Annotated in this window: 22 protein-coding genes; 13 read left to right on the top strand and 9 right to left on the bottom strand. The window is 70.1% G+C overall.

Translation table 11 applies throughout. The features are described from left to right. Positions 1-4: 4 nt before the first annotated feature. From KIH27_RS01460 to KIH27_RS01440, 5 genes are read right to left on the bottom strand one after another with little or no spacing between them, the layout of a single operon-like run. Positions 5-1,267 carry a cysteine desulfurase gene (locus tag KIH27_RS01460; RefSeq protein WP_214091117.1) on the bottom strand — a complete coding sequence of 421 codons (1,263 nt, stop codon included), beginning with the start codon at positions 1,265-1,267 and terminating at the stop codon, positions 5-7. Position 1,268: 1 nt separating this feature from the next. Then, a complete protein-coding gene (gene sufC / locus KIH27_RS01455; RefSeq protein WP_214091116.1) occupies positions 1,269-2,057 on the bottom strand; it encodes a Fe-S cluster assembly ATPase SufC in 789 nt (262 codons plus the stop codon). Positions 2,058-2,089: 32 nt separating this feature from the next. Next, a complete protein-coding gene (gene sufD, locus KIH27_RS01450) occupies positions 2,090-3,274 on the bottom strand; it encodes a Fe-S cluster assembly protein SufD (protein WP_214091115.1) in 1,185 nt (394 codons plus the stop codon). Then, entirely contained in the window at positions 3,275-4,726 is a 1,452-nt protein-coding gene (gene sufB, locus KIH27_RS01445) for a Fe-S cluster assembly protein SufB (RefSeq protein WP_214091114.1), read from the bottom strand. It abuts the gene before it with no gap. 58 nt (positions 4,727-4,784) lie between these two features. Then, positions 4,785-5,522 carry a helix-turn-helix transcriptional regulator gene (locus KIH27_RS01440; RefSeq protein ID WP_372451284.1) on the bottom strand — a complete coding sequence of 246 codons (738 nt, stop codon included), beginning with the start codon at positions 5,520-5,522 and terminating at the stop codon, positions 4,785-4,787. Between the two features lie 270 nt (positions 5,523-5,792). Here KIH27_RS01440 and KIH27_RS01435 point away from each other — a divergent pair, with 270 nt between their 5' ends. From KIH27_RS01435 to KIH27_RS01415, 5 genes are read left to right on the top strand one after another with little or no spacing between them, the layout of a single operon-like run. Beyond that, positions 5,793-6,365 (top strand): NADPH-dependent FMN reductase, encoded by a 573-nt coding sequence (locus tag KIH27_RS01435; RefSeq protein ID WP_307856757.1) that lies wholly within the window; start codon positions 5,793-5,795, stop codon positions 6,363-6,365. A gap of 59 nt (positions 6,366-6,424) precedes the next feature. Continuing rightward, positions 6,425-8,086 carry a polyprenol phosphomannose-dependent alpha 1,6 mannosyltransferase MptB gene (gene mptB / locus KIH27_RS01430; RefSeq protein ID WP_214091111.1) on the top strand — a complete coding sequence of 554 codons (1,662 nt, stop codon included), beginning with the start codon at positions 6,425-6,427 and terminating at the stop codon, positions 8,084-8,086. Further along, positions 8,083-9,024 (top strand): ABC transporter ATP-binding protein, encoded by a 942-nt coding sequence (locus tag KIH27_RS01425; protein ID WP_307856756.1) that lies wholly within the window; start codon positions 8,083-8,085, stop codon positions 9,022-9,024. The genes mptB and KIH27_RS01425 overlap by 4 nt, the downstream gene beginning before the upstream one ends. After that, entirely contained in the window at positions 9,021-9,809 is a 789-nt protein-coding gene (locus KIH27_RS01420; protein WP_214091110.1) for an ABC transporter permease, read from the top strand. The genes KIH27_RS01425 and KIH27_RS01420 overlap by 4 nt, the downstream gene beginning before the upstream one ends. Further along, complete coding sequence (locus KIH27_RS01415; RefSeq protein WP_214091109.1) at positions 9,809-10,768, top strand: COX15/CtaA family protein; 960 nt, start codon at positions 9,809-9,811, stop codon at positions 10,766-10,768. Before KIH27_RS01420 ends, KIH27_RS01415 begins: the two co-directional genes overlap by 1 nt. On the opposite strand, the gene KIH27_RS01410 is transcribed toward KIH27_RS01415, so the two are convergent. Next, the gene (locus KIH27_RS01410; RefSeq protein WP_214091108.1) at positions 10,724-11,437 is read right to left on the bottom strand and encodes a DcsG N-terminal domain-containing protein; all 714 of its coding nucleotides are present in this window, start codon (positions 11,435-11,437) and stop codon (positions 10,724-10,726) included. The genes KIH27_RS01415 and KIH27_RS01410 overlap by 45 nt on opposite strands. 31 nt (positions 11,438-11,468) lie before the next feature. Here KIH27_RS01410 and KIH27_RS01405 point away from each other — a divergent pair, with 31 nt between their 5' ends. Continuing rightward, entirely contained in the window at positions 11,469-12,443 is a 975-nt protein-coding gene (locus KIH27_RS01405; protein ID WP_214091107.1) for a quinone oxidoreductase family protein, read from the top strand. On the opposite strand, the gene KIH27_RS01400 is transcribed toward KIH27_RS01405, so the two are convergent. After that, complete coding sequence (locus tag KIH27_RS01400; protein ID WP_214091106.1) at positions 12,440-14,026, bottom strand: PPE family protein; 1,587 nt, start codon at positions 14,024-14,026, stop codon at positions 12,440-12,442. The genes KIH27_RS01405 and KIH27_RS01400 overlap by 4 nt on opposite strands. A gap of 119 nt (positions 14,027-14,145) precedes the next feature. After that, the gene (locus tag KIH27_RS01395) at positions 14,146-15,750 is read right to left on the bottom strand and encodes a PPE domain-containing protein (RefSeq protein ID WP_250149361.1); all 1,605 of its coding nucleotides are present in this window, start codon (positions 15,748-15,750) and stop codon (positions 14,146-14,148) included. Positions 15,751-15,883: 133 nt separating this feature from the next. Between KIH27_RS01395 and KIH27_RS01390 the strand changes: the two genes are divergently transcribed. Then, positions 15,884-16,363, top strand: coding sequence for an NUDIX hydrolase (locus KIH27_RS01390; protein ID WP_214091104.1), 480 nt, complete (start codon positions 15,884-15,886; stop codon positions 16,361-16,363). On the opposite strand, the gene KIH27_RS01385 is transcribed toward KIH27_RS01390, so the two are convergent. After that, on the bottom strand, positions 16,364-17,287 hold the full coding sequence (locus KIH27_RS01385) for a heme o synthase (protein WP_214091103.1): 924 nt from the start codon (positions 17,285-17,287) through the stop codon (positions 16,364-16,366). It abuts the gene before it with no gap. Between the two features lie 252 nt (positions 17,288-17,539). Between KIH27_RS01385 and tkt the strand changes: the two genes are divergently transcribed. The 6 genes from tkt (at position 17,540) to KIH27_RS01355 (ending at position 24,528) form a co-directional block, all read left to right on the top strand. After that, positions 17,540-19,630: a transketolase gene (tkt, locus tag KIH27_RS01380; RefSeq protein WP_214091102.1), complete on the top strand. Its 2,091-nt coding sequence runs from the start codon at positions 17,540-17,542 to the stop codon at positions 19,628-19,630. A 50-nt stretch (positions 19,631-19,680) separates the two neighbouring features. Further along, a complete protein-coding gene (tal, locus tag KIH27_RS01375; RefSeq protein WP_214091101.1) occupies positions 19,681-20,805 on the top strand; it encodes a transaldolase in 1,125 nt (374 codons plus the stop codon). Between the two features lie 2 nt (positions 20,806-20,807). Next, a complete protein-coding gene (gene zwf, locus KIH27_RS01370; protein ID WP_214091100.1) occupies positions 20,808-22,361 on the top strand; it encodes a glucose-6-phosphate dehydrogenase in 1,554 nt (517 codons plus the stop codon). Between the two features lie 82 nt (positions 22,362-22,443). After that, positions 22,444-23,355: a glucose-6-phosphate dehydrogenase assembly protein OpcA gene (gene opcA, locus KIH27_RS01365; protein WP_214091099.1), complete on the top strand. Its 912-nt coding sequence runs from the start codon at positions 22,444-22,446 to the stop codon at positions 23,353-23,355. Further along, entirely contained in the window at positions 23,352-24,095 is a 744-nt protein-coding gene (pgl, locus tag KIH27_RS01360; protein WP_214091098.1) for a 6-phosphogluconolactonase, read from the top strand. Before opcA ends, pgl begins: the two co-directional genes overlap by 4 nt. Before the next feature lie 43 nt (positions 24,096-24,138). Next, the gene (locus tag KIH27_RS01355) at positions 24,139-24,528 is read left to right on the top strand and encodes an ATPase (protein ID WP_214091097.1); all 390 of its coding nucleotides are present in this window, start codon (positions 24,139-24,141) and stop codon (positions 24,526-24,528) included. The last annotated feature ends 12 nt before the right edge of the window (positions 24,529-24,540 follow it).

Below are 24,540 nucleotides of genomic sequence, written 5' to 3'. Positions count from 1 at the left end.
CGGCTCACGCCCCGCCGAAGAACTGCACCGCGCGGTGGATGCCGGCCAGCAGCCGGTCCACCTCGTCGACGGTGTTGTACACCGCGAACGACGCCCGCGCGGTGGCGGCGACGTTGAACTTGCGGTGCAGCGGCATCGTGCAGTGGTGCCCGACCCGTACGGCGATGCCCTCGTCGTCGAGCACCTGCCCGACGTCGTGGGCGTGCACGCCGTCGATCACGAACGACACCGGGGAACCGCGGTCGACCATCGTTGTGGGCCCGACGATCTGCACGCCCTTGATGCCGGCCAGCCCGTCCAGGGTGGCCGCCACCAGATCGCGCTCGTGCGCCTCCACGGCGTCCATGCCGATCGCCTGCAGGTACCTCGCGGCGGCGGCCAACCCGACGACTTGCGAGGTCATCGGGGTGCCGGCCTCGAACCGCTGCGGCGGCGGCGCGTAGGTGCTCGACGCCATCGTCACGGTCTCGATCATCGACCCGCCGGTCAGGAACGGCGGCAACGCGTTGATCAGCTCACGGCGGCCGTAGAGCACCCCGATTCCGGTGGGCCCGAGCATCTTGTGTCCGGAGAACCCGGCGAAGTCGACGTCGAGCGCGTGCAGGTCGACCGGCTGGTGCGGCGCCGACTGGCAGGCGTCCAGCACGGTCAGCGCACCGACCGCCTTCGCCCGGCCCACCAGTTCGGCGACCGGCGCCAGCGCTCCGGTGACATTCGAATGATGGGTGAACGCAACGACTTTCACCCGCTCATCGAGTTCCAGCGAGTCCAGGTCGATGCGGCCGTCCGGGGTCACCGAATACCACTTCAGCGTCGCCCCGGTGCGCCGCGCCAGCTCCTGCCACGGGATCAGGTTGGCGTGGTGCTCCAGCTCGGTCGTGACGATGACGTCGCCGGGGCCGACCGCACGGTCGAACCTGCTGTCCCCCAGCACATACGACACCAGATTCAGCGCCTCGGTGGCGTTCTTGACGAACACCAACTCGTCGGCGTCGGCGCCGACGAACGCCGCGATGGTGGCGCGGCCGTCCTCGTAGGCGTCGGTGGCCTCCTCCATCAGCTGATGCGCACCGCGGTGCACGGCGCCGTTGGAGTTCAACAGGAACTCCCGCTCGGCGTCGAGCACCGCCAGCGGCTTCTGCGAGGTCGCCCCGGAATCCAGGTACGCCAGCTGTTTTCCGCCGCGCATCACCCTGCTGAGGATCGGGAAGTCCACCCGGATCGCGGCTAGATCCAACGCCGCCGAGCGACTGACGGAAAGGGTCATGTCACGCCCCTGCCGGTGCCGCCTGCTGGGTGAAGCGTTCGTAACCGTTCTCTTCGAGCTCGTCGGCGAGCTCCGGCCCGGCCGACTCGACGATCCGGCCGGCGGAGAAGACGTGCACGAACTGCGGCTGGATGTAGCGCAGGATCCGGGTGTAGTGCGTGATCAGCAGGATGCCGCCGTTCTCGGCCTCCTTGTAGCGGTTGACGCCCTCGCTGACGACCCGCAGCGCGTCGACGTCCAGACCGGAGTCGGTCTCGTCGAGGATCGCGAACTTCGGCTTGAGCATCGACAGCTGCAGGATCTCGTGGCGCTTCTTCTCGCCGCCGGAGAACCCCTCGTTGACGCTGCGCTCGGCGAACGCCGAGTCGATGCCGAGCGCCTCGAACGCCGCCCGCTGCTCCTTGATCCACAGGCGCAGCTTCGGCGCCTCACCGCGCACCGCGGTGACCGCCGTGCGCAGGAAGTTCGACATCGTCACGCCGGGCACCTCGACCGGGTACTGCATCGCCAGGAACAGGCCGGCCCGAGCGCGCTCGTCGACGGTCATCTCCAGCACGTCGGCGCCGTCGAGGGTGATCGACCCGGACGTCACCGTGTAGTTGGGGTGGCCGGCGATCGCGTAGGACAGCGTCGACTTGCCGGACCCGTTGGGGCCCATCAGCGCGTGCGTCTCACCGGAGTTCACGGTCAGGTCGACGCCGTGCAGAATCGGGATCGGGGCGCCGCCCTCATCACCGACACCGCCCGGCAGAACGCTGACGTGCAGATCCTTGATTTCCAGAGTGCTCATTGGCTTTTCGTATCCTTCGGGGGTTTTGGGGATTAGTCGGTCTCAGTGATCGCGAGTTCGCGCTCGATGGCCTCGGTGAGACGCTCCTGCACGGCCTCCACCGGGATCCGATGGATGATCTCGCCGAAGAATCCGCGGACGATCAGCTTGCGGGCGGCCTCCTCGGGGATGCCGCGGGCCAGCAGGTAGAACAGCTGGGCGGCGTCGAAGCGGCCGGTGGCACTGGCGTGGCCGGCGCCGGCGATCTCACCGGTCTCGATCTCCAGGTTCGGGATCGAATCGGCGCGAGCGCCGTCGGCGAGCACCAGGTTGCGGTTCACCTCGAAGGTGTCGGTGCCGACGCCGGCCGCCCGGATCAGCACGTCGCCGACCCAGACGGTGTGTGCGTCGGGCAGTTCGGAGGTCGGATCGCCTTGCAACGCACCCTTGTACAACACGTTCGACTTGCAGTTGGGCTGGCTGTGGTCGACGAACAGCCGCGACTCCAGGTGCTGACCGTCGTCGGCGAAGTACAGGCCGAGCATCTCGGCGTCGCCGCCGGCGCCCTCGTAGCGGATCCGCCCGGTCAGCCGGATCAGCTCCCCGCCCAGCTGGATCGCCGAGTGCCGCAGCACCGCGTCCTTGCCGAGCACCGCGTGGTGCATGGTGACGGCGACCATGTCGGCGTCCGCCTCGGCCACCCACACCACGGTCAGGTGCGCGCCGTTGCCGACCACGAACTCCACGTTGTCGGCGTAGGTACCGCCGCCGCGCAGGTCGATGACGACGGTGGCCTGCGACAGCTCCTCGGCGCGAATCTGCAGGTGCCCGTAGGCGGTTTCGCCGGCGCCGGGACCGGTGACGGTGATCTCCACCGGCTCGGCGACGACGGCCTGCTTGGCGACGGTCACCACGACCGCATTGGCGAACGACGAGAACGCCTGGGCGGCAACACGATCGGCGGGCACTCCGGCCTGGCCGAGCCGTGCGTCACCACGCTCGACGACCTCGATCTCGACACCGGCCGCATCGGTGACCGTGACGGTGGCGGCCGCAGTCGGATGTGCGGTGCCGTTGTGCAGGCCGCGCAGCCGCCGCAGCGGAGTGAACCGCCACGCCTCGTCACGGCCGCGCGGCACCTCGAAGGCGTCCACGTCGAACGAGGTGAACGCGGTGCCCTTGTTGAGGATCGCGCCTTCGCCGGCCTCGTGCAGGTTCTGTGCAGCAGTGGTCGTCACTCAGCCCACCGACCCTTCCATCTGCAGCTGGATCAGCTTGTTCAGCTCCAGGGCGTACTCCATCGGCAGCTCCTTGGCGATCGGCTCGACGAAGCCGCGCACCACCATCGCCATCGCCTCGTCCTCGGCCATGCCGCGGCTCATCAGGTAGAACAGCTGGTTCTCGCTGACCTTGGACACGGTGGCCTCGTGGCCGACGGTGACGTCGTCCTCGCGGATGTCCACGTAGGGGTAGGTGTCACTGCGGGAGATGTCGTCGACCAGCAGCGCGTCGCACTTGACGCTGGCCTTCGATCCGCGGGCGCCCTTGTGGATCTCCACCAGGCCGCGGTAGGAGGACCGACCGCCGTTGCGCGACACCGACTTCGAGACGATGTTGCTGGAGGTGTTCGGCGCCAGATGCACCATCTTGGCGCCGGTGTCCTGGTGCTGGTCCTCGCCGGCGAACGCCACGGTGAGCACCTCGCCCTTGGCGTGCTCGCCGGTCATCCAGACCGCCGGGTACTTCATCGTGATCTTCGAACCGATGTTGCCGTCGACCCACTCCATCGTGGCGCCGGCCTCGGCCCGGGCCCGCTTGGTGACCAGGTTGTAGACGTTGTGGCTCCAGTTCTGGATGGTGGTGTAGCGAGCGCGGCCGCCCGGCTTGACGATGATCTCCACCACCGCGGCGTGCAGCGAGTCCGAGGAGTACACCGGCGAGGTGCAGCCCTCGATGTAGTGCACGTAGGCGTCCTCGTCGACGATGATCAGCGTCCGCTCGAACTGGCCCATGTTCTCGGTGTTGATCCGGAAGTAGGCCTGCAGCGGGATGTCGACGTGCACGCCCTTCGGCACGTAGATGAACGACCCGCCACTCCAGGCGGCGGTGTTCAGCGCGGAGAACTTGTTGTCGCCGGCCGGGATCACCGTGCCGAAGTGCTCGCGCACCAGGTCCTCGTGCTCCTGCAGCGCCTGGTCGGTGCCGAGGAACACCACACCCTGGGCCTCCAGGTCCTCGCGGATCTTGTGGTAGACCACCTCGGACTCGTACTGCGCGGCCACGCCGCCGATGTAGCGGGCCCGCTCGGCCTCCGGGATACCCAGCTTGTCGTAGGTGTCCTTGATCTCCGGGGGCAGGTCGTCCCAGGTCTGCACCGGCTTGTCGCTGGCCTTGACGTAGTACTTGACCTGGTCGAAGTCGATGGTGCCCAGCTCACCGCCCCACTTGGGCACCGGCTTCTTCAGGAACGTCCGGTAGGCGCGCAGCCGGGTCTCCAGCATCCACTCCGGCTCGTTCTTCTGCGCGGAGATGTCGCGCACCACCTGCTCGGTGATGCCGCGCCGCGCGCCGGCACCGGCATGGTCGGTGTCCGCCCAGCCGTAGGCGTAGCCGCCGGCCAGTGAGGCGATCGTCTCCTCCTGGGTCAGCGGCTCCACCGCTGCGGTGGGGGCCTCTGGAGTGAGGGTCATGGTGACGCTCCTTCGGTGCTCGTGGTGGCTTCGGCGCAGTGGGTGCGTCGAAGGTCGATCAATGCTGCTGGTGCTGCTCTTCGGGCTTCGCGGCCCGCTTGCTCTTGTTCGGTAACGGGACATGGGTGGTGCAGACATAGCCGCCGTCTGCGATGGTGGCCAGTCGCTGGACGTGGGTGCCGAGCACGTCGGCCACCGCCTGGCGCTCGGCCCGGCACAGTTCCGGGAACTCCTTGGCGACGTTGGCCACCGGGCAGTGGTGCTGCAGAATCTGCACCCCCGGCACTCCCCCGTCGACCCGGGCGGTGGTGGCCGAATAGCCGGCCTTGGTCAGCGCCGCCGCGATCTTCTCGGCCGTCGCCTCGACGTCGGCGTCGCTGCTGCCGTCGATCGGGGTGACCTCGGCCAGGATGGCGTCGATGCGCTGCCGGGCGAACGCGACCACCGCGTCCTCGCCGCCGATCTCGCGCAGTTGGCGCATCGCCGCCACCGCGAGGTCGTCGTAGCGGTGGCCGAGCTTGCCGCGGCCCGCCTCGGTGAGCCGGAACCGCTTCGCCGGCCGCCCGCGGCCCACCTGCTGCCAGGCCGCCGCGGCGTGGGCTTCGGCGTCGCCGGCCTCGATCAGCGCGTCCAGGTGCCGGCGTACCCCGGCTGCGGACAGGCCCAGCCGGGTGCCGATCTCCCCGGCGGTGATCGAGCCGGACTCCATCAACAGTCGCACCACGGCGTGCCGGGTGCCCTCGTGCGAATCGTGAACCTCGGCGACCTCGGGTACGGCCGGCCGGGTGTTGCGCAAAACCGCACCGCCGGGACGCTGCCCGGCGGTCTTGGTTGCGGCCCTCACCTCGGTACCGATTTTCACAACACCAGTGTGACGCAATTCCGGTGACGGGTCTAGGCAGGGTTACCTCAGTTTCGGGCCCGATCGGAGTTGCGCTGGTCACAGTCTCGCGGCACCCGCAACCCCGACAGCCTCCCCGGACGGGCGGTGCCGGCGAAACCGTCGCAGCTGCCGGTCGCACCGGCCACAATGACCGGGACGCAATCGACAACCCCTGGAGGCACGGTGACCAGCTACCGGATCGGTTACCTGATCGGCAGTCTGTCGAGCAGGTCCATCAACCGGATCCTGTCCAGGGCGTTGATCCGGCTGGCCCCGCCGGAGCTGGAGTTCACCGAGATCCCGATCGCCGACCTGCCGCTGTACAGCCAGGACTACGACGCCGATTACCCGCCGCAGGGCCGGGCACTCAAGGAGGCGCTCGCCACCGCCGACGGCATCCTGTTCGTCACCCCGGAGTACAACCGTTCCATCCCGGGCGGGCTGAAGAACGCCATCGACTGGGCCAGCCGCCCCTGGGGCGACAACTCACTCACCCACAAGCCTTCGGCGGTGATCGGCATATCGACCGGCAAGATCGGCACCGCCGTCGCCCAGCAGAGCCTCCGCAGCGTGCTCAGCTTCTGCAACTCCCCGCAGATGAACGCCCCCGAGGCATACCTGCAGTACTCCTCCGAAGTGTTCGCCGACGACGGCGAGGTGCTCGATGAGAACACCGCCCGGTTCCTGCGCGACTACATGATCGAATTCGCCGACCACGTGCGCCGGGTGCGCACCGTGCTGCCACCGCAGCCCTGACCCCGGTGCCGGTTCACCCGCGCACCCGGAACCGGCCGCACCCCCGATAGTCTGCTGTGATGGCAGCCCGCCGGCATTCGCTGAGCACCTCGATCGCTCACTTGCACGGCGACGAGCGCACGGTCGGCGCACCGCTGAACCACGCCGAACAGGTCGCGCTGCGCCGCACCCGGCTGTTCGGTTCCACCGGCACGGTGCTGATGGCGATCGGCGCGCTGGGCGCGGGTGCCCGGCCGGTGGTGCAAGACCCGACGTTCGGGGTGCGCCTGCTCAACCTGCCGTCCCGGCTGGCGACGGTGGCGCTGACGATGACCACCACCGGCGCGGTGATGATGGCACTGGCCTGGCTGATGCTGGGCCGGTTCACGCTGGGGACACGGCGGATGTCACGCAGCCAGCTGGACCGGCTGCTGCTGCTGTGGATGCTGCCGCTGCTGGTGGCGCCGCCGATGTACAGCAAGGACGTCTACTCCTATCTGGCGCAGAGTCAGATCGCCCGGATCGGCCTGGACCCCTACCGGGTGGGTCCGGCCCCGGCGCTCGGACTCGACCACGTGTTCACCCTGTCGGTACCCAGCCTGTGGCGGGAGACGCCGGCGCCCTACGGGCCGCTGTTCCTGTGGATCGGCCGGGGCATCTCGACGGTGACCGGGGAGAACATCGTCGCCGCGGTGCTGTGTCACCGGCTGGTGGTGCTGGCCGGGGTGGGCCTGATCGTCTGGGCAGTGCCGCGACTGGCGGCGCGCTGCGGGGTGGCCGAGGTCAGCGCACTGTGGCTCGGGGCGGCGAACCCGCTGCTGCTGATGCACCTGGTCGCCGGCATCCACAACGAGGCGCTGATGCTCGGGCTGATGCTGACCGGCACCGAGTTCGCCCTGCGCGGCATCGACTCCCCCGATCCGCTGCTGCCGACGGACCTGCGCCGGTGGCGGGACTGGGCGCCGACCGCCGAGTTGCTGGCCGGCGCGGTGCTGATAACGATGTCGTCGCAGGTCAAGCTGCCCTCGCTGCTGGCGTTGGGTTTCGTCGCGATGGCGCTGGCCTGGCGCTGGGGCGGGAACCTGCGGGCCTTCCTGCTGGCCGGCACCGGGGCGATCGTGCTGGCTGTGGCGGTCTCCGGCCTGATCGGCTGGATCAGCCGGCTCGGGTTCGGCTGGGTGTTCACCCTCGGCACCGCCAACGTGGTCCGCAGTTGGATGTCGCCGCCCACGCTGCTGGCGCTGGGCACCGGGCAGATCGGGATCCTGCTCGGCCTCGGCGATCACACGACCGCGGTGCTGTCGCTGACCCGTGCCATCGGCGTGCTGATCATCGCGGTGGTGGTGACCTGGCTGCTGCTGGTGGTGTTGCACGGCCGGCTGCATCCGGTCGGCGGTCTCGGCGTCGCTCTCGGGATCACCGTGCTGCTGTTCCCAGTGGTGCAGCCGTGGTACCTGCTGTGGGCGATCATTCCGTTGGCAGCATGGGCGACCCGTCCGGGCTTCCGGATCGCGGTGATCGGGGTGACGCTGGCGGTGGGAATCTTCGGCCCGACCGCCAACGGCGACCGGTTCGCGATCTTCCAGATCGTCGACGCAACCCTGGCCAGTGCCGCCATCGTCGCCGCGCTGATCGCGCTGACGTATACCCGGCTGCCGTGGCGGGCGCTGCCCGACGAGACGGAGAACACACCCGCCCCGGAGCACGACCCGGCGTCGGACGCTTACGCTAATTCCCCGTGACCGCCGTGAACTCAGCCTCCGACATCGCGGTTCGGTTGCGCGGAGTGCGCAAGCAGTACGGTGCCACCGCCGCGGTCTGTGACCTCGACCTGGAGGTGCACCGCGCCGAGGTGTTCGCCCTGCTCGGCCCGAACGGCGCCGGCAAGACGACGACCGTGGAGATGTGCGAGGGCTTCGTGCGGCCGGACGCCGGCACCATCGAGGTGCTCGGCCTGGATCCGATCACCGACAACGACCGGCTGCGGGAACGCATCGGCGTGATGCTGCAGGGTGGCGGCGGCTATCCCGCAGCCCGGGCCGACGAGATGCTCAACCTGGTCGCGTCCTACGCCGCCGACCCGCTGGATCCGCAGTGGCTGCTGTCCACCCTGGGCCTGACCGACGCCGCCCGCACCACCTACCGGCGGCTCTCCGGCGGTCAGCAGCAGCGGCTGGCGCTGGCCTGTGCACTGGTCGGGCGGCCCGAACTGGTGTTCCTCGACGAGCCCACCGCCGGGATGGACGCCCACGCCCGGGTGGTGGTGTGGGAGCTGATCGACGCGCTGCGCCGGGACGGGGTGACGGTGGTGCTGACCACGCATCACCTCAAGGAGGCCGAGGAGCTGGCCGACCGGATCCTGATCATCGACCACGGGTCGGCGGTCGCCGCGGGCACCCCCGCCGAGCTGACCCGCACCGGCGCCCAGGGCGAGGTGCGGTTCACCGCGCCGCCCCGACTGGAGTTGTCACTGCTGGTCGCGGCGCTGCCGGAGGGGTACCGGGCCGTCGAGGCACTGCCCGGCGAGTACCTGGTCGAGGGGCCGGTCAGCCCGCAGGTGCTGGCCACGATCACTGCGTGGTGCGTCCGCGTCGACGTGCTGACCACAGCACTGCGGGTGGAGCAGCGCACCCTCGAGGACGTGTTCCTGGATCTGACCGGAAGGGAGCTGCGCGCATGACAGCCGAACCGACCTTCCCACCGGGCACCTTCGCCCCCGACCCGCGGCCCGCCGCGGTGGCGAAGATGCTGGCCGCGCAGTACCGGCTGGAGCTCACCCTGCTGCTGCGCAACGGCGAACAGCTGCTGCTGACGATGTTCATCCCGATCACCCTGCTCGTCGGCGGCACCGTGCTGCCACTGGGGCCGTTCGGCGAAGGCCACGCGCAGCGCGTCACGACGCTGCTGCCGGTGATCATGGCGCTCGCGGTGATCGCCACCGGGTTCACCGGCCAGGCGATCGCGGTGGCCTTCGACCGCCGCTACGGGGCACTGAAACGCCTCGGCGCCACCGCACTGCCGGTGTGGGGTGTGGTCACCGGTAAGTCGCTATCGGTGGTGACGGTGGTGTTCCTGCAGACCCTGCTGCTCGGGTCGATCGCCGCGGGTCTGGGCTGGCGGCCGACGGCGGCCGGGCTGGCGCTGGGCGGTGTGGTGATCGCGCTGGGCACAGTGTGTTTCGCCGCGCTGGGCCTGCTGCTCGGCGGCAGCCTGCGCGCCGAGATCGTGCTGGCCGTCGCCAACCTGATGTGGTTCGTGTTCGGCGGGTTCGCCGCCCTGACCGTGGAGACCGAACTGGTACCGCCCGGGCTCAAGTGGCTGGCCCGGCTGACCCCGTCGGGGGCGTTCACCGAGGCGCTGGCGCAGGCGCTGACGGTCTCCGTCGACTGGTTCGGCATCGTGGTGGTCCTGGTGTGGGCGACGCTCGCCGGCTTCGGCGCGGTGCGCTGGTTCAGGTTCAGCTGATGAGCACACCCGTCGGACGCGTGCTACTGCGGCTGGTCGATCTGCTACCGATGCCGAGCCTGCGCACCCAGCGGATCCTGGCCGCCGCCGTCGTCTTCACCCAGGGCTTCATCTCGGTGACCGGGGCCATCGTCCGGGTCACCGCATCGGGCCTGGGCTGCCCGACCTGGCCGCAGTGCTTCCCGGGCAGCTACACCCCGGTGGCGCGGGCGGAGGTACCGCACATCCATCAGGCGATCGAGTTCGGCAACCGGATGGTGACATTCGCGGTGGTGATCGCCTCGGCGTGCATCGTGCTGGCCGTCATCCGGGCCCGCCGGCGCCGGGAGGTGCTGGTCTACGCCTGGCTGATGCCGGGGTCCACCGTTCTGCAGGCCGTGATCGGCGGTATCACCGTGCGCACCGGGCTGACCTGGTGGACGGTCGCGGTGCACCTGCTGGTCTCCATGTTGATGGTGTGGCTGTCGGTGCTGCTCTACGTCAAGGTCGGCGAACCCGATTCGGGCGCCGTGGAGCGCGAGGTCGTCCCGGCCGCGCTGCGCCGGCTGACCGCACTGTGCGCGCTGACGCTGGCCGCGGTGCTGGTCACCGGGACGCTGGTGACCGGCGCCGGCCCGCACGCCGGCGATAAGAGTTCGGCGCGTGCCGTCGCCCGGCTCAAGGTGGAGGTCGTCGTGGTGGCGCACCTGCACGAGTCCCTGCTGGTGGCGTTCATCGGCCTGCTGATCGGGCTGGGGTTCGGACTGGCTGCGGTGACGGCTTCCCGCGCGGTGCGAGTTCGGCTGGCGGTGGTGATCGGGCTGTCCTGCGCCCAGGGGTTGATCGGGGTGGTCCAATACTTCACCGGGGTGCCGGCCGCGCTGGTGACGATGCACGTCGCCGGGGCGGTGCTGTGCACGGCGGCGACGGCGGCGCTATGGGCCGCGATGCGCGAACGGGTCCAGCCGCAGCCGGTCTAACGCGGACTCGACCGCGAGCGCGAACCGGCGCTGGGCGTCGTCCCGCCCGGCCGTGTTCAAGCCGCGCCAACCCAGTTGCGGTGCAACCAGATCCAGGCTGACCAACCGCACGTCGTCCGGCGGCCCGGTCACGTCGGCCCGGGCGTACAGCAGTTCGTCGATGCGGATGCTCAGCCGTTCGGCGGCCGCCCGCAGTGCTGTACGGCCCAGATCCCAGAGTTCGAAGTCGGGTTCGACGCTGTCGATGGTCCCGCCACCCGCCTGGAACGCATGCGACTGCCCGCCGGCGAAGAAGATCAGCGCCGTCGTCTCCCCCGACTGCGCGCCTGACGCCGTCGGCACCCCCGCGTACTGCAGGTCGCGCAGGTAGTGTGCGCCGACGTTCCAGGCCACCACATCCGGTGCGTTGAGCAGATTGCGGACCTTGGTGGTCCAGGCCAGGAACCCGGGGTCGGATGTCACCTCGCGATGGGCGGCCCGCAGGATCACCAGGTCGGCGTCCAGGGTATCCGGATCGTCCCAGGACAGTGAGCGCGCATGCAGGCCGCGCCGGCGCAGCGCGTCGATCAGCCGCTCGTCATCCACGCGGCCTGTGCTCTCGCCAGACGACAGCGGATCCCCCGCCAGCACGATGCGCGGATGGAAGATGTCGGGCCGGGCCAACTTCATGCGAGCCTCATGCCTGAGGATGATAGTCACCATGCATGCCGTGGAAGTCGCGAAAACCGGTGGACCCGAGGTCCTGAGCTACGTCGAGCGGCCGCAGCCGACGGCGGCACCCGGCCAGGTCGTGATCGAGGCGAGGGCCGTCGGGGTCAACTACATCGACACCTATCTCCGATCCGGGGTGTACCCGGCGCAGCTGCCGTTCATCCTCGGCGGTGAGGTGGCGGGCACGGTCGCCGAGGTCGGCGAAGGCGTGCAGAACCTGCGGGTCGGCGACCGCGTGGCGACTGCAGCGGCCACCGGCGGTTACGCGCAATATTGCACGGCACCAGCCGAATTGGTGGCGTCACTGCCGTCGACCGTGGATTTCGATGTCGCGGCGGCGGCGATGCTCAAGGGACTTACCGCGCACTATCTGATCACCTCGGTGTACCCGGTGCAGTCCGGTGACACCGTGCTGCTGCACGCCGGCGCAGGCGGGGTCGGTTTGATCCTGACCCAGTGGGCCACGCACCTGGGCGCGCGGGTCATCACCACGGTGTCGACGGCGCCGAAAGCGGAGCTGTCGCGGCGGGCGGGTGCCGTGGAGGTGCTGGACTACCCGGATGATCCGGCAGCGTTCGGCACCCGGATCCGCGAGTTGACCGACGGGGCCGGGGTGGCGGCAGTGTACGACGGGGTGGGTGCGACGACGTTCGACGCCAGCCTGGCCGCACTGGCGGTGCGGGGCACGCTGGTGCTGTTCGGCGCCGCCAGTGGTCCGGTGCCCCCGGTGGACCCGCAACGGCTCAACGCCGCCGGGTCGGTGTACCTGACCCGGCCGACCCTGGTGCATTTCACCCGCACAGAGCAGGAATTCTCCTGGCGCACCGGCGAACTGTTCGACGCGATCGCGGCGGGGATCCTCAAGGTGACCGTGAGTGGGCACTACCCGCTGGCGGCAGCCGCCGACGCGCATCGGGATCTGCAGGCGCGCAAGACCGTCGGCTCGATCGTGCTGACCCCTTAACCGTCGTCGGCCCAGGTGTCGGGCAGCAGCGGCACCCGCGGACTTTCGCGGAACCCGTTGTCCGACAGCCGGATCAGCCCGGTCGGTGCGCCTGCGGTGTCGCGATGGACCGCGCCGGCGAAGCCGCCCGGTCCCATGCCGCGCTGCGACGGGCCCCAGTCCGGGTCGACTCCGACGTTGGCGGTCACGAACGCGTCGTGGTGTTCGTGCTTCGCCGACCGGCGGCGCCGGCGCTTGCGGGCCTGCGCCCGCTCCTCAGCGGCCGCTGCCGCGACCTCCGCGGTCGGCGTTTTGCGCTTGGCTTCGCTGCCGGCCCCGGCGCCGAGGCCGGCGCCCAGACCCGGCCCGAACCTGGTGCCCGGTCCACCGCCGACCGCATACGGGAACGCGAACGCCGGGGCAGCCGGGGCCGGTGGCGTCGGCGGGACGCCGGCGGCGGGACTCATGGTCGCGGGAGGCGGTGCGGGTGGCGGGGGTGCCGGTGGCGCAATCACACCGGGACCGGCGCCGACGGCAACCGGTAGCACCGCCGGAGGGACGACGGCCGGCACCGGCGGCACCGGGGCCGTCGGCGCGCCCGTCAGCCCGGCCAGCCCGGCCAGCCCGGCCAGCGAACCGGCCGGCGCCAACGCCGCACCCATCGCCGCCGCCATCAGCGCCGGCGACTGGCTCAGGGTGCTCACGAATTGCATGACGTGCGTGGGCCAGTCGAACAGGGCGAGTGCGGCGATGTATTGCAGCGCCCGCACCAGCTGGGTCGGATCCTGGGTCACGGTGAGCAGGTTCTCGAAAAGTTCCAGCCCGCGGGCCAGATACCAGATCGGCTGGGCGGCGTTCGAGTAGTAGTCGTAGACCTGGCCGTTGAGCGTGCCCGCGGCCGGGTTCCAGTTCACCCCGAAGTTCCGCAGGAAGTCGGCCACCAGCGTCGTCAGCCAGTTGGAGACCGTCGGATCGTGCGCCACCGTACCGTCTTCGATCCCAAGGCTTTTCAGGATCGGATCGAGGAAGTCGAGCATTCCCTGCAGCGGGTTGCGCGGCGTCGACGGGTCCGCGGCCGACCCGGACCGCAGCACCGGCACGACTGCCCCCGGATGCGGCAGCGACGCTCGCGTCGCATCGGAGATCGCCTGGTAGGTCTGCATGACGGTGGCCGCTTGCACCCACATCCGCGCGTAGTCGGCCTCGTTGACGGCGATCGAAATCGTGTTGACCCCGAAGAAGTTCGTCGCGACCAGCACCCCGTGCATCGCGTGGTTGGCGGCCAGTTCGGCCAGCGTCGGCATCGCCGTCAGCGCCCCGGCGTAGGCCGCGGCGACCGCCTGGTGCCCGGCTGCCGCCACGGCACTGTCCGCAGCCGCCCGGTCCAGCCACGCCAGGTACGGAAGGTGCGCCGCTGAGTATGCTTGCGCGCTCGGTCCCTGCCACGCCCCGGCCTGCACCGCGCCCAGCACCGCCGTCAGTTCGGCGGCGCTCGCCGCGTACTCCGCGCTCAACGACGACCACGCCCCCGCCGCCGCCAGCAGTGGCCCCGGTCCCGGTCCCGCGCTCAGCAGCATCGAATGGACCTCCGGCGGCGACGCCATCCACACCCCGGCACCCCTTGCCTCCGGGGCCGACACGTCCCCGCGAATCGACCCAAACTTATATTTCGGTGTCCCGAACTATAGGTTATGGCGATCCGCTCCGAATGGGCGACACGGTGCTATCCGCCGGCCGGCTCCCAGGTCGTCGGCAACACCGGCATCCGGGCCCGCCCGCCGAACCGGTCGTCGTCGAGCATGGTGAGCCCCGCGGGCCGGGCCGCACCGGCCGGCGCCGCCCCGGCTAACCCACCGACACCGGCACCCCGGTCCGACGGCTCGGTAGCGGGCGGTGCCCAGTCCGGCGTGAGACTGACGTGCAGGTCCATGTCGCCGGCTCCGGCCTTGCGCTGCTTGGCACGGCGCCGGCGCCGAGCCTGGGCCTCCTCGCGGGCGGCCGCCGTGGCCGCGTTCGCGGCGGCAGCACTGTCGGGCTCGGGTGCCTTGCGCCGGGCACTCGCCGGGGTGGACATCCCCGATCCGGTTCCGATGCCGGGCGGGCCGACCAGGTACGGCGGGAAGAACGACGCAGGGGCCGGGGCGGGCGGTGGCGCCGGTGGTGGCGGTGGGCCGCTGACGCCCGCGGAGGCCGGGGCCGGTGCGGGTGGTGGCGCCGGCGCCGGGGCGGGCGCCGGGGGCGTCGGCACACCGGTGCTGGTCGCGAACGTCGGCGACACATCCGGCAGCACCGGCAGCGGGGCCGGGACGGGCTGCGGCAACGCGGCCAGTCCGGCGAGGCCGGCCAGCCCACCAAGCGCGCCCGCCGGCGCGGCCGCCACCGCTCCCGCCACGGCGGCACCCAGCGTCTGGCTGAGCAGTGGCAGCGCCTCGATGATGTGCGTCGGGAAGTCGAACAGCGCCCAACTGAGCAGCCACTGGAACGCGGCGACCGGGTTGTGGCCGAGTTGCTGCACGAAGTACAGGCCGTCTTCAAAGAGTTCCAGGGAACGGGCCACCCACCACATCGGCTGAAAGGCGTTCTGGTACGCGTCATAGGTCAGGCCGTTGAGGGTGCCGGCGGAGGGGTCCCAGTTCAAGCCGAAGTTCTTCAACACGTCCGCGACGAAACTGGTCAGCGAGTTGGAGACCGTCGGGTCGTGGGCGAGTTGACTGTTGCCGATCCCGAGGTGCTCCAACTGGTCGACCAGCCACTGCGGCAGCCCCAGCGGGTTGTCGCCGTCCTCGGCGGCCTGGCCGGTCGACTCGGATTTCACGACGTGCGGCGCCGGTCCCGGCTGCGTCACTGCCCCGACGGCGGCGGCCGAGGAGCCCGCATAGGTTCCCATCACGGTCGCGGCCTGGACCCACATCCGGATGTAGTCGGCTTCGTTGAGGGCGATCGGGATCGTGTTGATTCCGAAGAAATTCGTCGCTACCAGCACCCCGTGCGTGGCGTGGTTGGCGGCCAGTTCCGGCAGCGTCGGCATCGCCGCCAGCGCACCCGCGTACGCCGCGGCCGCTGTCTCGTGCTGTGCCGCCGCCGCGGCGCTGTCGGCGCCGGCCCGGACCAGCCAGGCCAGGTACGGCAGGTGCGCAGCGACGTAGGACTCGGCGCTCGGCCCCTGCCACGCCCCGGTCTGCACCGCGCCCAGCACCGCCGTCAGTTCGTCGGCGGTCGCCGTGTACTCCGCACTCAGCGACGACCACGCGCCCGCTGCGGCCAGCAGCGGCCCCGGCCCCGGGCCGGCACTCAACAGCGTCGAGTGCACCTCCGGCGGTGAGGCCATCCACGCCACAGCAGCCGTCACCGCCTCACACCCGCGTCACCGGCGTTGTTGAACATGATTGTCATTATCGACGGATCGCGGCGGCGAACGCAAGCCGAACCGCGAGGTTGATACAGGTGGCACGATCGGGTCCATGGCGATCCCGCAGTTCATCGTCGATCTGCGCACCCGGATCGGCCACGACCCGCTCTGGCTGATCGGTGTGACGGCGATCGTGCTGTACGACGACCGGGTGTTGCTGGTGCGGCGGTCCGACAACGGCGTCTGGGCTCCGGTGACCGGGATCGTGGACCCTGGTGAGGAACCCGCAGACGCCGCGATCCGAGAGGTCGCGGAGGAGACCGGTGTCACCGCCGTGCCCGAGCGCCTGGTGTGGGTGCATGCCACCGCGCCGGTCGTGCACGTCAACGGTGATCGGGCGCAGTACCTCGACCACGTGTTCGTGCTGAATTGGCAGGCCGGCAAGCCCTATCCGGCCGACGACGAGAGCACCGACGCGCGGTGGTTCCCGGTGACCGCACTCCCGCCGATGCCGGAGCACCTGCGGGCGAGGATCAGTGCGGGGCTGGTCGCTGGTGAGCGCACCCGCTTCGACTGGACCGGTGGGCCCTGATCAGAACAGGGTCGGCAGGTTCAGTGCCGAGTCGACGGCCAGCGCGCAGAACACCACCGCCAGGTAGTTGTTCGACTGCAGGAACAGTCGCAGTGGCTTGACCGGCTCACCGCGGCGCACCCCGGCGTAGAGCTGGTGGCCCATCGTCAGGAACCATGCCCCGGCCAGCGCCGCGACCGCCGCGTACAGCCACCCGGCGGCCGGCACCAGCGCCAGGGTCGCGGCCACCATCAGCCAGCTGTAGATCAGGATCCGCTTGGTGACGACGCGCTCGCTGGCCACCACCGGCAGCATCGGCACGCCGGCCGCCCGGTAGTCCTCCTTGTAGCGCATCGCCAGCGCCCAGGTGTGCGGCGGCGTCCAGCAGAAGATCACCGCGAACATCACCAGCGCCGGCCAGTCGACCCGGCCGGTCACCGCCGCCCAGCCGATCACCACCGGCATACACCCCGCGATACCGCCCCACACGATGTTCTGCGAGGTCCGGCGCTTGAGCAGCATCGTGTAAACCACGGCGTAGTACGCGATCGTGGCGACCGCCAGCAGCGCGGACAGTAGGTTGGCGAAGCGCCACAGCCACCCGAACGCAGCCAGGCTCAATGCGAGCCCGAACAGCAGCGCATCACGCTGCGGCACCGCGTCCCGCGCCAGCGGCCGGCGCGCGGTGCGTTTCATCATCTTGTCGATGTCGGCGTCGACCACGCAGTTCAGCGTGTGTGCGCCCGCAGCGGCGAGCATCCCGCCGAACACGGTGTTCAAGATGAGTACCAGGTGCTTGGTGTCCACCGCGCCGCGCTCGGCCAGAAGCATCGCCGGAATGGTCGTGACCAGCAGCAACTCGATGATGCGCGGCTTCGTCAACGACAGATAGGCCAGCAGCACACTGCGTATTCGGCGCGACGAAGCGCGCTCCCGAATACTCACGTGATGACTCCTAGGGATCGCAGCAGCGACAGCAGCTTCTACTACGGACGATGGTAGACCGCGACACCGCCTGCACCGAATCGCAGGGTCGGAGCAGCGGGTTTCCAGCGGGGACGAAGTTGCACGCGGTATTCCCGAGGCCACTGTGATATGTCGCATTCCGCGATATTCGCGCCTCGCCACTGCACAGGCCGCGACCCGGCACTAGTGTGAGAGCCAACCGGTTTGCCGACGATGAGGATCTGAACTTTCGTGACCACTGTTGAAGAGATCTCCGCCCTGACCCGACCGCATCATCCCGCCGACTGGGCAGAGATCGATTCAGTCGCCGTGGACACCGCCCGAGTTCTGGCGGCCGACGCCGTACAGAAGGTCGGCAACGGCCACCCGGGCACCGCGATGAGCCTCGCACCGCTGGCGTACACGCTGTTCCAGCGGGTGATGCGGCACGACCCGTCCGACCCGCACTGGCTGGGCCGGGACCGGTTCGTCCTCTCCCCGGGCCACTCCTGCCTGACCCTGTACATCCAGCTGTACCTGGGCGGATTCGGTCTGGAACTGTCCGACCTCGAAGCGCTGCGGACCTGGGGCTCCAAGACCCCCGGCCACCCGGAGCACGGCCACACCAAGGGCGTGGAGATCACCACCGGGCCGCTCGGCCAGGGGCTGGCCTCCTCGGTCGGCATGGCGATGGCATCCCGCTACGAGCGCGGCCTGTTCGACCCGGACGCCGTGCCAGGCACCAGCCCGTTCGACCACTACGTCTTCGTGATCGCCTCCGACGGCGACATCGAGGAGGGCGTGACCAGCGAGGCGAGTTCGCTGGCGGCCGTGCAGCAGCTCGGCAACCTGATCGTGTTCTACGACCACAACAAGATCTCGATCGAGGACGACACGAACATCGCCCTGTGCGAGGACACCGCCGCGCGCTACCGCGCCTACGGCTGGCACGTGCAGGAGGTCGAGGGCGGAGAGAACGTCACCGCGCTCGAAGAGGCGATCACCAACGCCAAGGCCGTCACCGACAAGCCGTCGTTCATCTCGGTCCGCACGATCATCGGCTACCCGGCACCGAACAAGATGAACACCGGCGGCATCCACGGTTCGGCGCTCGGCCCCGACGAGGTCGCCGCCACCAAGACCGCCCTCGGATTCGACCCGGAGAAGTCGTTCGACGTGCGCCCGGACGTCATCACCCACACCCGGGGGCTGGTGGCCCGCGGCAAGGAGGCGCACGACGCCTGGCAGGGTGAGTTCGAGGCGTGGGCCAAGCGCGAACCGGAGCGCAAGGCGCTGCTGGACCGGCTGCTGGCCGGACAGCTCCCGGACGGCTGGGACGCGGACCTGCCGCAGTGGGAGCCCGGCTCCAAGGCGGTCGCCACCCGGGCGGCGTCCGGCAAGGTACTCTCCGCGGTCGGCCCGAAGCTGCCCGAATTGTGGGGCGGCTCAGCGGATCTGGCCGGCAGCAACAACACCACGATGGACGGCGCCGATTCGTTCGGGCCGGCGTCGATCACCACCCGCGAGTACAGCGCGAACCCGTACGGCCGCACGCTGCACTTCGGCATCCGTGAGCACGCGATGGGCGCGATCCTGTCCGGCATCGTGCTGCACGGCCCGACCCGCGCCTACGGCGGCACGTTCCTGCAGTTCTCCGACTACATGCGCCCGGCGGTGCGGTTGGCGTCGCTGATGGACATCGACCCGATCTACGTGTGGACGCATGACTCGATCGGCCTCGGCGAGGACGGCCCGACCCACCAGCCGATCGAGCACCTGGCCGCGCTGCGGGCGATCCCGCGGCTGGCGGTGGTGCGTCCGGCTGACGCCAACGAGACCGCCCACGCCTGGCGCACCGTGCTGGCCCGCGGCGCCGACAGCGGCCCGGTCGGGCTGATCCTGACCCGCCAGGGCCTGCCGATCCTCGAGGGCACCGACGCCGACGGGGTGGCCCGCGGCGGCTACGTGCTCAGCGACGGCGGGTCGGGCGAGCCCGACGTGGTGCTGATCGCCACCGGCTCCGAGGTGCAACTGGCGGTTGCTGCACAGAAACTGTTGGCCGACAAGGACATCCACGCCCGCGTCGTGTCGATGCCGTGCGTGGAGTGGTTCGAGTCGCAGCCGGCCTCCTACCGCGACGCGGTGCTGCCGCCGACGGTCTCGGCCCGCGTCGCCGTCGAGGCCGGCATCGCCCAGTGCTGGCATAAGCTGGTGGGTGACACCGGGCAGATCGTCTCGATCGAGCACTTCGGGGCCTCCGCGGACTACCAGACCCTGTTCCGCGAGTTCGGTTTCACCCCCGAGGCCGTCGCCGCCGCCGCCGAACGTGCCTTGGACAACTGACTCGCCAACCGATTCGCTAACCGACGATCACACCGAGAGGGAGTACGAACATGACGTCATCGACTCAGAACCCCAACCTGGCCGCCCTGAGCGCGGTCGGCGTCTCGGTCTGGCTGGACGACCTGTCCCGGGATCGGCTGACCTCCGGCAACCTCAAGGAGCTCACCGAGACCCGCAGCGTCGTCGGGGTCACCACGAACCCCACGATCTTCGGTAACGCACTGCAGCACGGCAACGCCTACGACGCGCAGCTCAACGAGCTCGCGGCCCGCGGCGCCGACGTGGACGCCGTCATCCGCACGGCCACCACCGACGACGTGCGCAACGCGTGCGACGTGCTGCGCGGCGCCTGGGAGGCCTCCGACGGCGTCGACGGCCGGGTGTCGATCGAGGTCGACCCGCGGCTGGCACATGACACCGACAAGACCGTGCTGCAGGCGATCGAACTGTGGAAGATCGTCGACCGGCCGAACCTGTTGATCAAGATCCCGGCGACCAAGGCCGGTCTGCCGGCGATCACCGCGGTGCTGGCCGAAGGCATCTCGGTGAACGTCACGCTGATCTTCTCGGTGCAGCGGCACCGCGAGGTGATGGATGCCTACCTGGCCGGTCTGGAGGCGGCCAAGGCCGGCGGACACGACCTGTCCAAGCTGCACTCGGTGGCCTCGTTCTTCGTTTCCCGAGTGGACACCGAGATCGACAACCGGCTGGACAAGGTCGGCTCGGCGGACGCACTGGCGCTGCGCGGCAAGGCCGGCATCGCCAACGCACAGCTGGCCTACGCAGCGTTCGAGGAGGTGTTCGCCGGCACCCGCTACGCCGCGCTGAAGGCTGACGGTGCCCGGGTGCAGCGGCCACTGTGGGCGTCGACCGGGGTGAAGAACCCGGCCTACCCGGACACCCTGTACGTCACCGAATTGGCGGCGCCGCACACCGTGAACACGTTGCCGGAGAAGACGATCGAGGCGGTCGCCGACCACGGTGAGATCCGCGGTGACACCGTCACCGGCACCGGTGCGGCCGCGCAGCAGGTGTTCGATCAGTTGACCGCGGTCGGGATCGACCTGGCCGACGTGTTCCAGGTACTCGAGGACGAGGGCGTCGCCAAGTTCGAGAAATCCTGGAAGGAACTGCTCGACGCCACCCAGGCCAGCCTCGACGCCGTCGGAAAGTAGCCGTGACCGGATCAGCCACCCGCGGCGCCGCCGCCACGTGGCTGAATCCCTTGCGCGACAAGCGCGATAAGCGGCTACCGCGGATCGCCGGGCCGTGCGGCGTGGTGATCTTCGGGGTGACCGGGGATCTGGCACGGCGCAAGCTGATGCCGGCGATCTACGACCTGGCGAACCGCGGGCTGCTGCCGCCGACCTTCGCGCTGGTCGGGTTCGCCCGTCGGGACTGGGCGGACCGGGACTTCGCCGAGGTGGTGGAGTCCGCGGTCCGCCAGCACGCCCGCACACCGTTCCGACAGTCGGTGTGGGATCGGCTGGCGGCCGGATTCCGGTTCGTGCAGGGCACTTTCGACGACGATGCGGCGTTCGCCAGGTTGGCGCAAACCCTGGCGGCGCTCGACGCCGAACGTGGCACCGGCGGCAATCACGCCTTCTACCTGTCGGTGCCGCCCGACGCGTTCCCGGTGGTCTGCCGGCAGCTGCACGCCTCCGGGCTGGCACGGCCGCAGGGTGATCGCTGGAGTCGGGTGGTGATCGAGAAGCCGTTCGGTCACGATCTCGCCAGTGCCCGCGAGCTGAACACCGTGCTCAACAGTGTCTTCCCGGAGGAGTCGGTGTTCCGCATCGACCACTACCTGGGCAAGGAGACCGTCCAGAACATCCTGGCGCTGCGCTTCGCCAACCAGCTGTTCGATCCGATCTGGAACGCCCACTATGTCGACCATGTGCAGATCACGATGGCCGAGGACATCGGGCTGGGTGGGCGCGCCGGATATTACGACGGGATCGGTGCGGCCCGGGACGTCATCCAGAACCATCTGCTGCAGCTGCTGGCACTGACCGCGATGGAGGAGCCGGTCAGCTTCTCCCCCGCCGAACTGCAGGCCGAGAAGATCAAGGTGCTCTCCGCGACCCGGCTGGCACTTCCGCTGTCCGAGACCACGTCCCGCGGCCAGTACGCCGGCGGCTGGCAGGGCGGCGAACAGGTCGTCGGGCTGCTCGAGGAGGACGGTTTCGCGGCCGATTCGACCACCGAGACCTACGCCGCGATCACCCTGGAGGTCGACACCCGGCGCTGGGCCGGTGTGCCGTTCTACCTGCGCAGTGGAAAACGGCTGGGCCGCCGGGTGACCGAGATCGCGCTGGTGTTCAAACGCGCACCGCACCTGCCGTTCGACGCCACCATGACCGACGAACTCGGCAAGAACGCACTGGTGATCCGGGTGCAGCCCGACGAGGGCATCACGCTGCGGTTCGGCTCCAAGGTGCCCGGGCATCTGATGGAGGTCCGCGACGTCAACATGGACTTCTCCTACGGCTCGGCATTCTCCGAGGACTCCCCGGAGGCCTACGAACGGCTGATCCTGGACGTGCTGCTCGGTGAGCCGTCGCTGTTCCCGGTCAACGACGAGGTCGAATTGTCCTGGCAGATCCTGGATCCGGTGCTGGACAACTGGGCCGCTCGCGGGAAGCCGGAACCGTATCCGGCGGGCACCTGGGGCCCGCCCTCGTCGTTCGCGATGCTGGCCCGCACCGGCCGGGAATGGCGGCGGCCGTGATCCGCGCCGACGCCGTGGGGGCACCCTCAGCTGTGCAGCGGCGAGGGGGACGACTGATGAGCGATGCGGAGGAGTGGCGTCGATGATCGTCGAACTGCCGGACACCACCACCACCGCGATCAGCAAGCGGCTCAACGCGTTACGTGAGCAGGTCGGCGCGGTGACGATGGGCCGGGTGCTGACCCTGATCATCGCGCTGGAAACCGATGCACTGCTGGACGAATCGGTGGCGGCCGCCAACATCGCCGGTCAGGAGCACCCCAGCCGGGTGATCGTGGTGATCGCCGGCGACGCAGCACCCGGCGAGAGCCGACTGGACGCGCAACTGCGCCTGTTCGGCGATGCCGGCGCCGGTGAGGTGGTGGTGCTGCGACTGTCGGGTCCGCTGGCCGCCCACGCCGACGCGGTGGTGGTGCCGCTGCTGCTGCCGGACATCCCGGTGGTCGCGTGGTGGCCGCAGACGGCCCCGCAGGCGCCGGCTGCCGATCCGCTGGGCCGGCTGGCGGTGCGTCGGATCACCGACGCCACCAATGTCGCGGACCCGCTGGCGGCGATCCGCAGCCGGTTGACCGGGTACCGTCCGGGTGACACCGACCTGGCGTGGAGCCGGATCACCTACTGGCGGGCGCTGCTCGCCTCGGCGCTGGACGAGCCGCCGTATCTGCCGATCAACGCGGCGGTGGTCTCCGGCCTGGCCGGCGAACCGGCCCTGGATGTGCTGGCCGGCTGGTTGGCCAGCCGCATCGACGGGCCGGTGCACCGACTGGTTGGCGACCTGCGTATCGAGTTGGTGCGCGACGGCGACACCGTGTCGTTGAGCCGGCCGCAGGACGGCACGACCGCGACCCTGCGCCGCACCACCAAACCCGATGCGTTGATCCCGCTGCCACGCCGGGACACCTCCGAGTGCCTGGCCGAGGATCTGCGCCGGCTCGACCCCGACGTCATCTACGGCGCCGCCCTGCGCGGCATGGAGAGGGTGGATTACCGATGAACCACGAGGTGGCGACCTACGCCGACCCGCAGGCACTGGTCGTCGCGGTCGGTGACCGGTTGGCCGCGGCCATCACGGCGGCGATCAGCGCCCGCGGCCGGGCGCAGATCGTGCTGACCGGCGGCGGCACCGGCATCGGGCTGCTGCGCCGGCTCGGCGAGCACGCCCAGACGATCGACTGGGAGCGCGTGCACGTCTACTTCGGTGACGACCGGTTCGTCCCCGCCGGCGACGGCGAACGCAACGAGAAGCAGGCCCGCGAGGCGCTGCTCGATCACGTCGGCATCCCGGCCGGCAACATTCACGCGATGGCGGCCAGCGACGGCGCCTACGGCGACGACCTGGACGTGGCCGCGCTGGCCTACGAGCGGCTGCTGGCCGAGCACGCCGAACCCGGGGAGCGCACCCCCGACTTCGACGTGCACCTGCTGGGCATGGGCCCGGAGGGGCACGTCAACTCGCTGTTCCCGGAGACCCCGGCGGTGCGCGAGACGGCCCGGCTGGTGCTGCCGGTCTACGACTCCCCCAAACCGCCGCCACGGCGGATCACGTTGACGCTGCCCGCCGTTCGACGGTCTCGAGAGGTGTGGCTGGTGGTGTCGGGCGCGGCGAAGGCGGCGGCGGTGGCCGCCGCGATCGGCGGCGCCGACCCGGTCGACATCCCGGCCGCGGGGGCCCTCGGGCGCGAACGGACGCTGTGGCTGCTGGACGACGCAGCGGCCGGCCAACTGCCGCACTGACTTCCCCGCGTCGACCGCGCACCACACGCGGTCGCCGGTCATAATGTCTGTCATGGCAGACAGGACCGGCACCGGCCCGGAGCGCAGACGGCTCAAGACCCTCGCCCAGGCGGCGTTGAACGCGGACGTGACCGTCGGGCAGCTCGAGGATGTGCTGGGCGGTCTCGGCGGCACGATGAACGAGTTGAACAAATCACTGGTGGGCCTCAACGCCACCGTGGAGCGGCTCGGCAACGGGCTCGACCACCTCGAAGAGACCATGTCCAGCCTCGACGATCTTGCCGGGCGACTGGTGGCGCTGATCGAGCCGGTGGAGGCGATCGTCAGCCGGATCGACTACATCGTGGAGGTCGGCGAGACGGCGATGTCGCCGCTGGCGGCGACCGAGAACGCCATGCGCAGCATGTTCAACACGCTGTGGCGCCGGAAGTAGGCTGCTGCCGGG

The sequence above is a fragment of the Mycolicibacter acidiphilus genome, assembly GCF_018455725.1.
Classification (GTDB): Bacteria; Actinomycetota; Actinomycetes; order Mycobacteriales; family Mycobacteriaceae; genus Mycobacterium; species Mycobacterium acidiphilum.
This window is presented reverse-complemented; position numbering and strand designations above follow the sequence as displayed.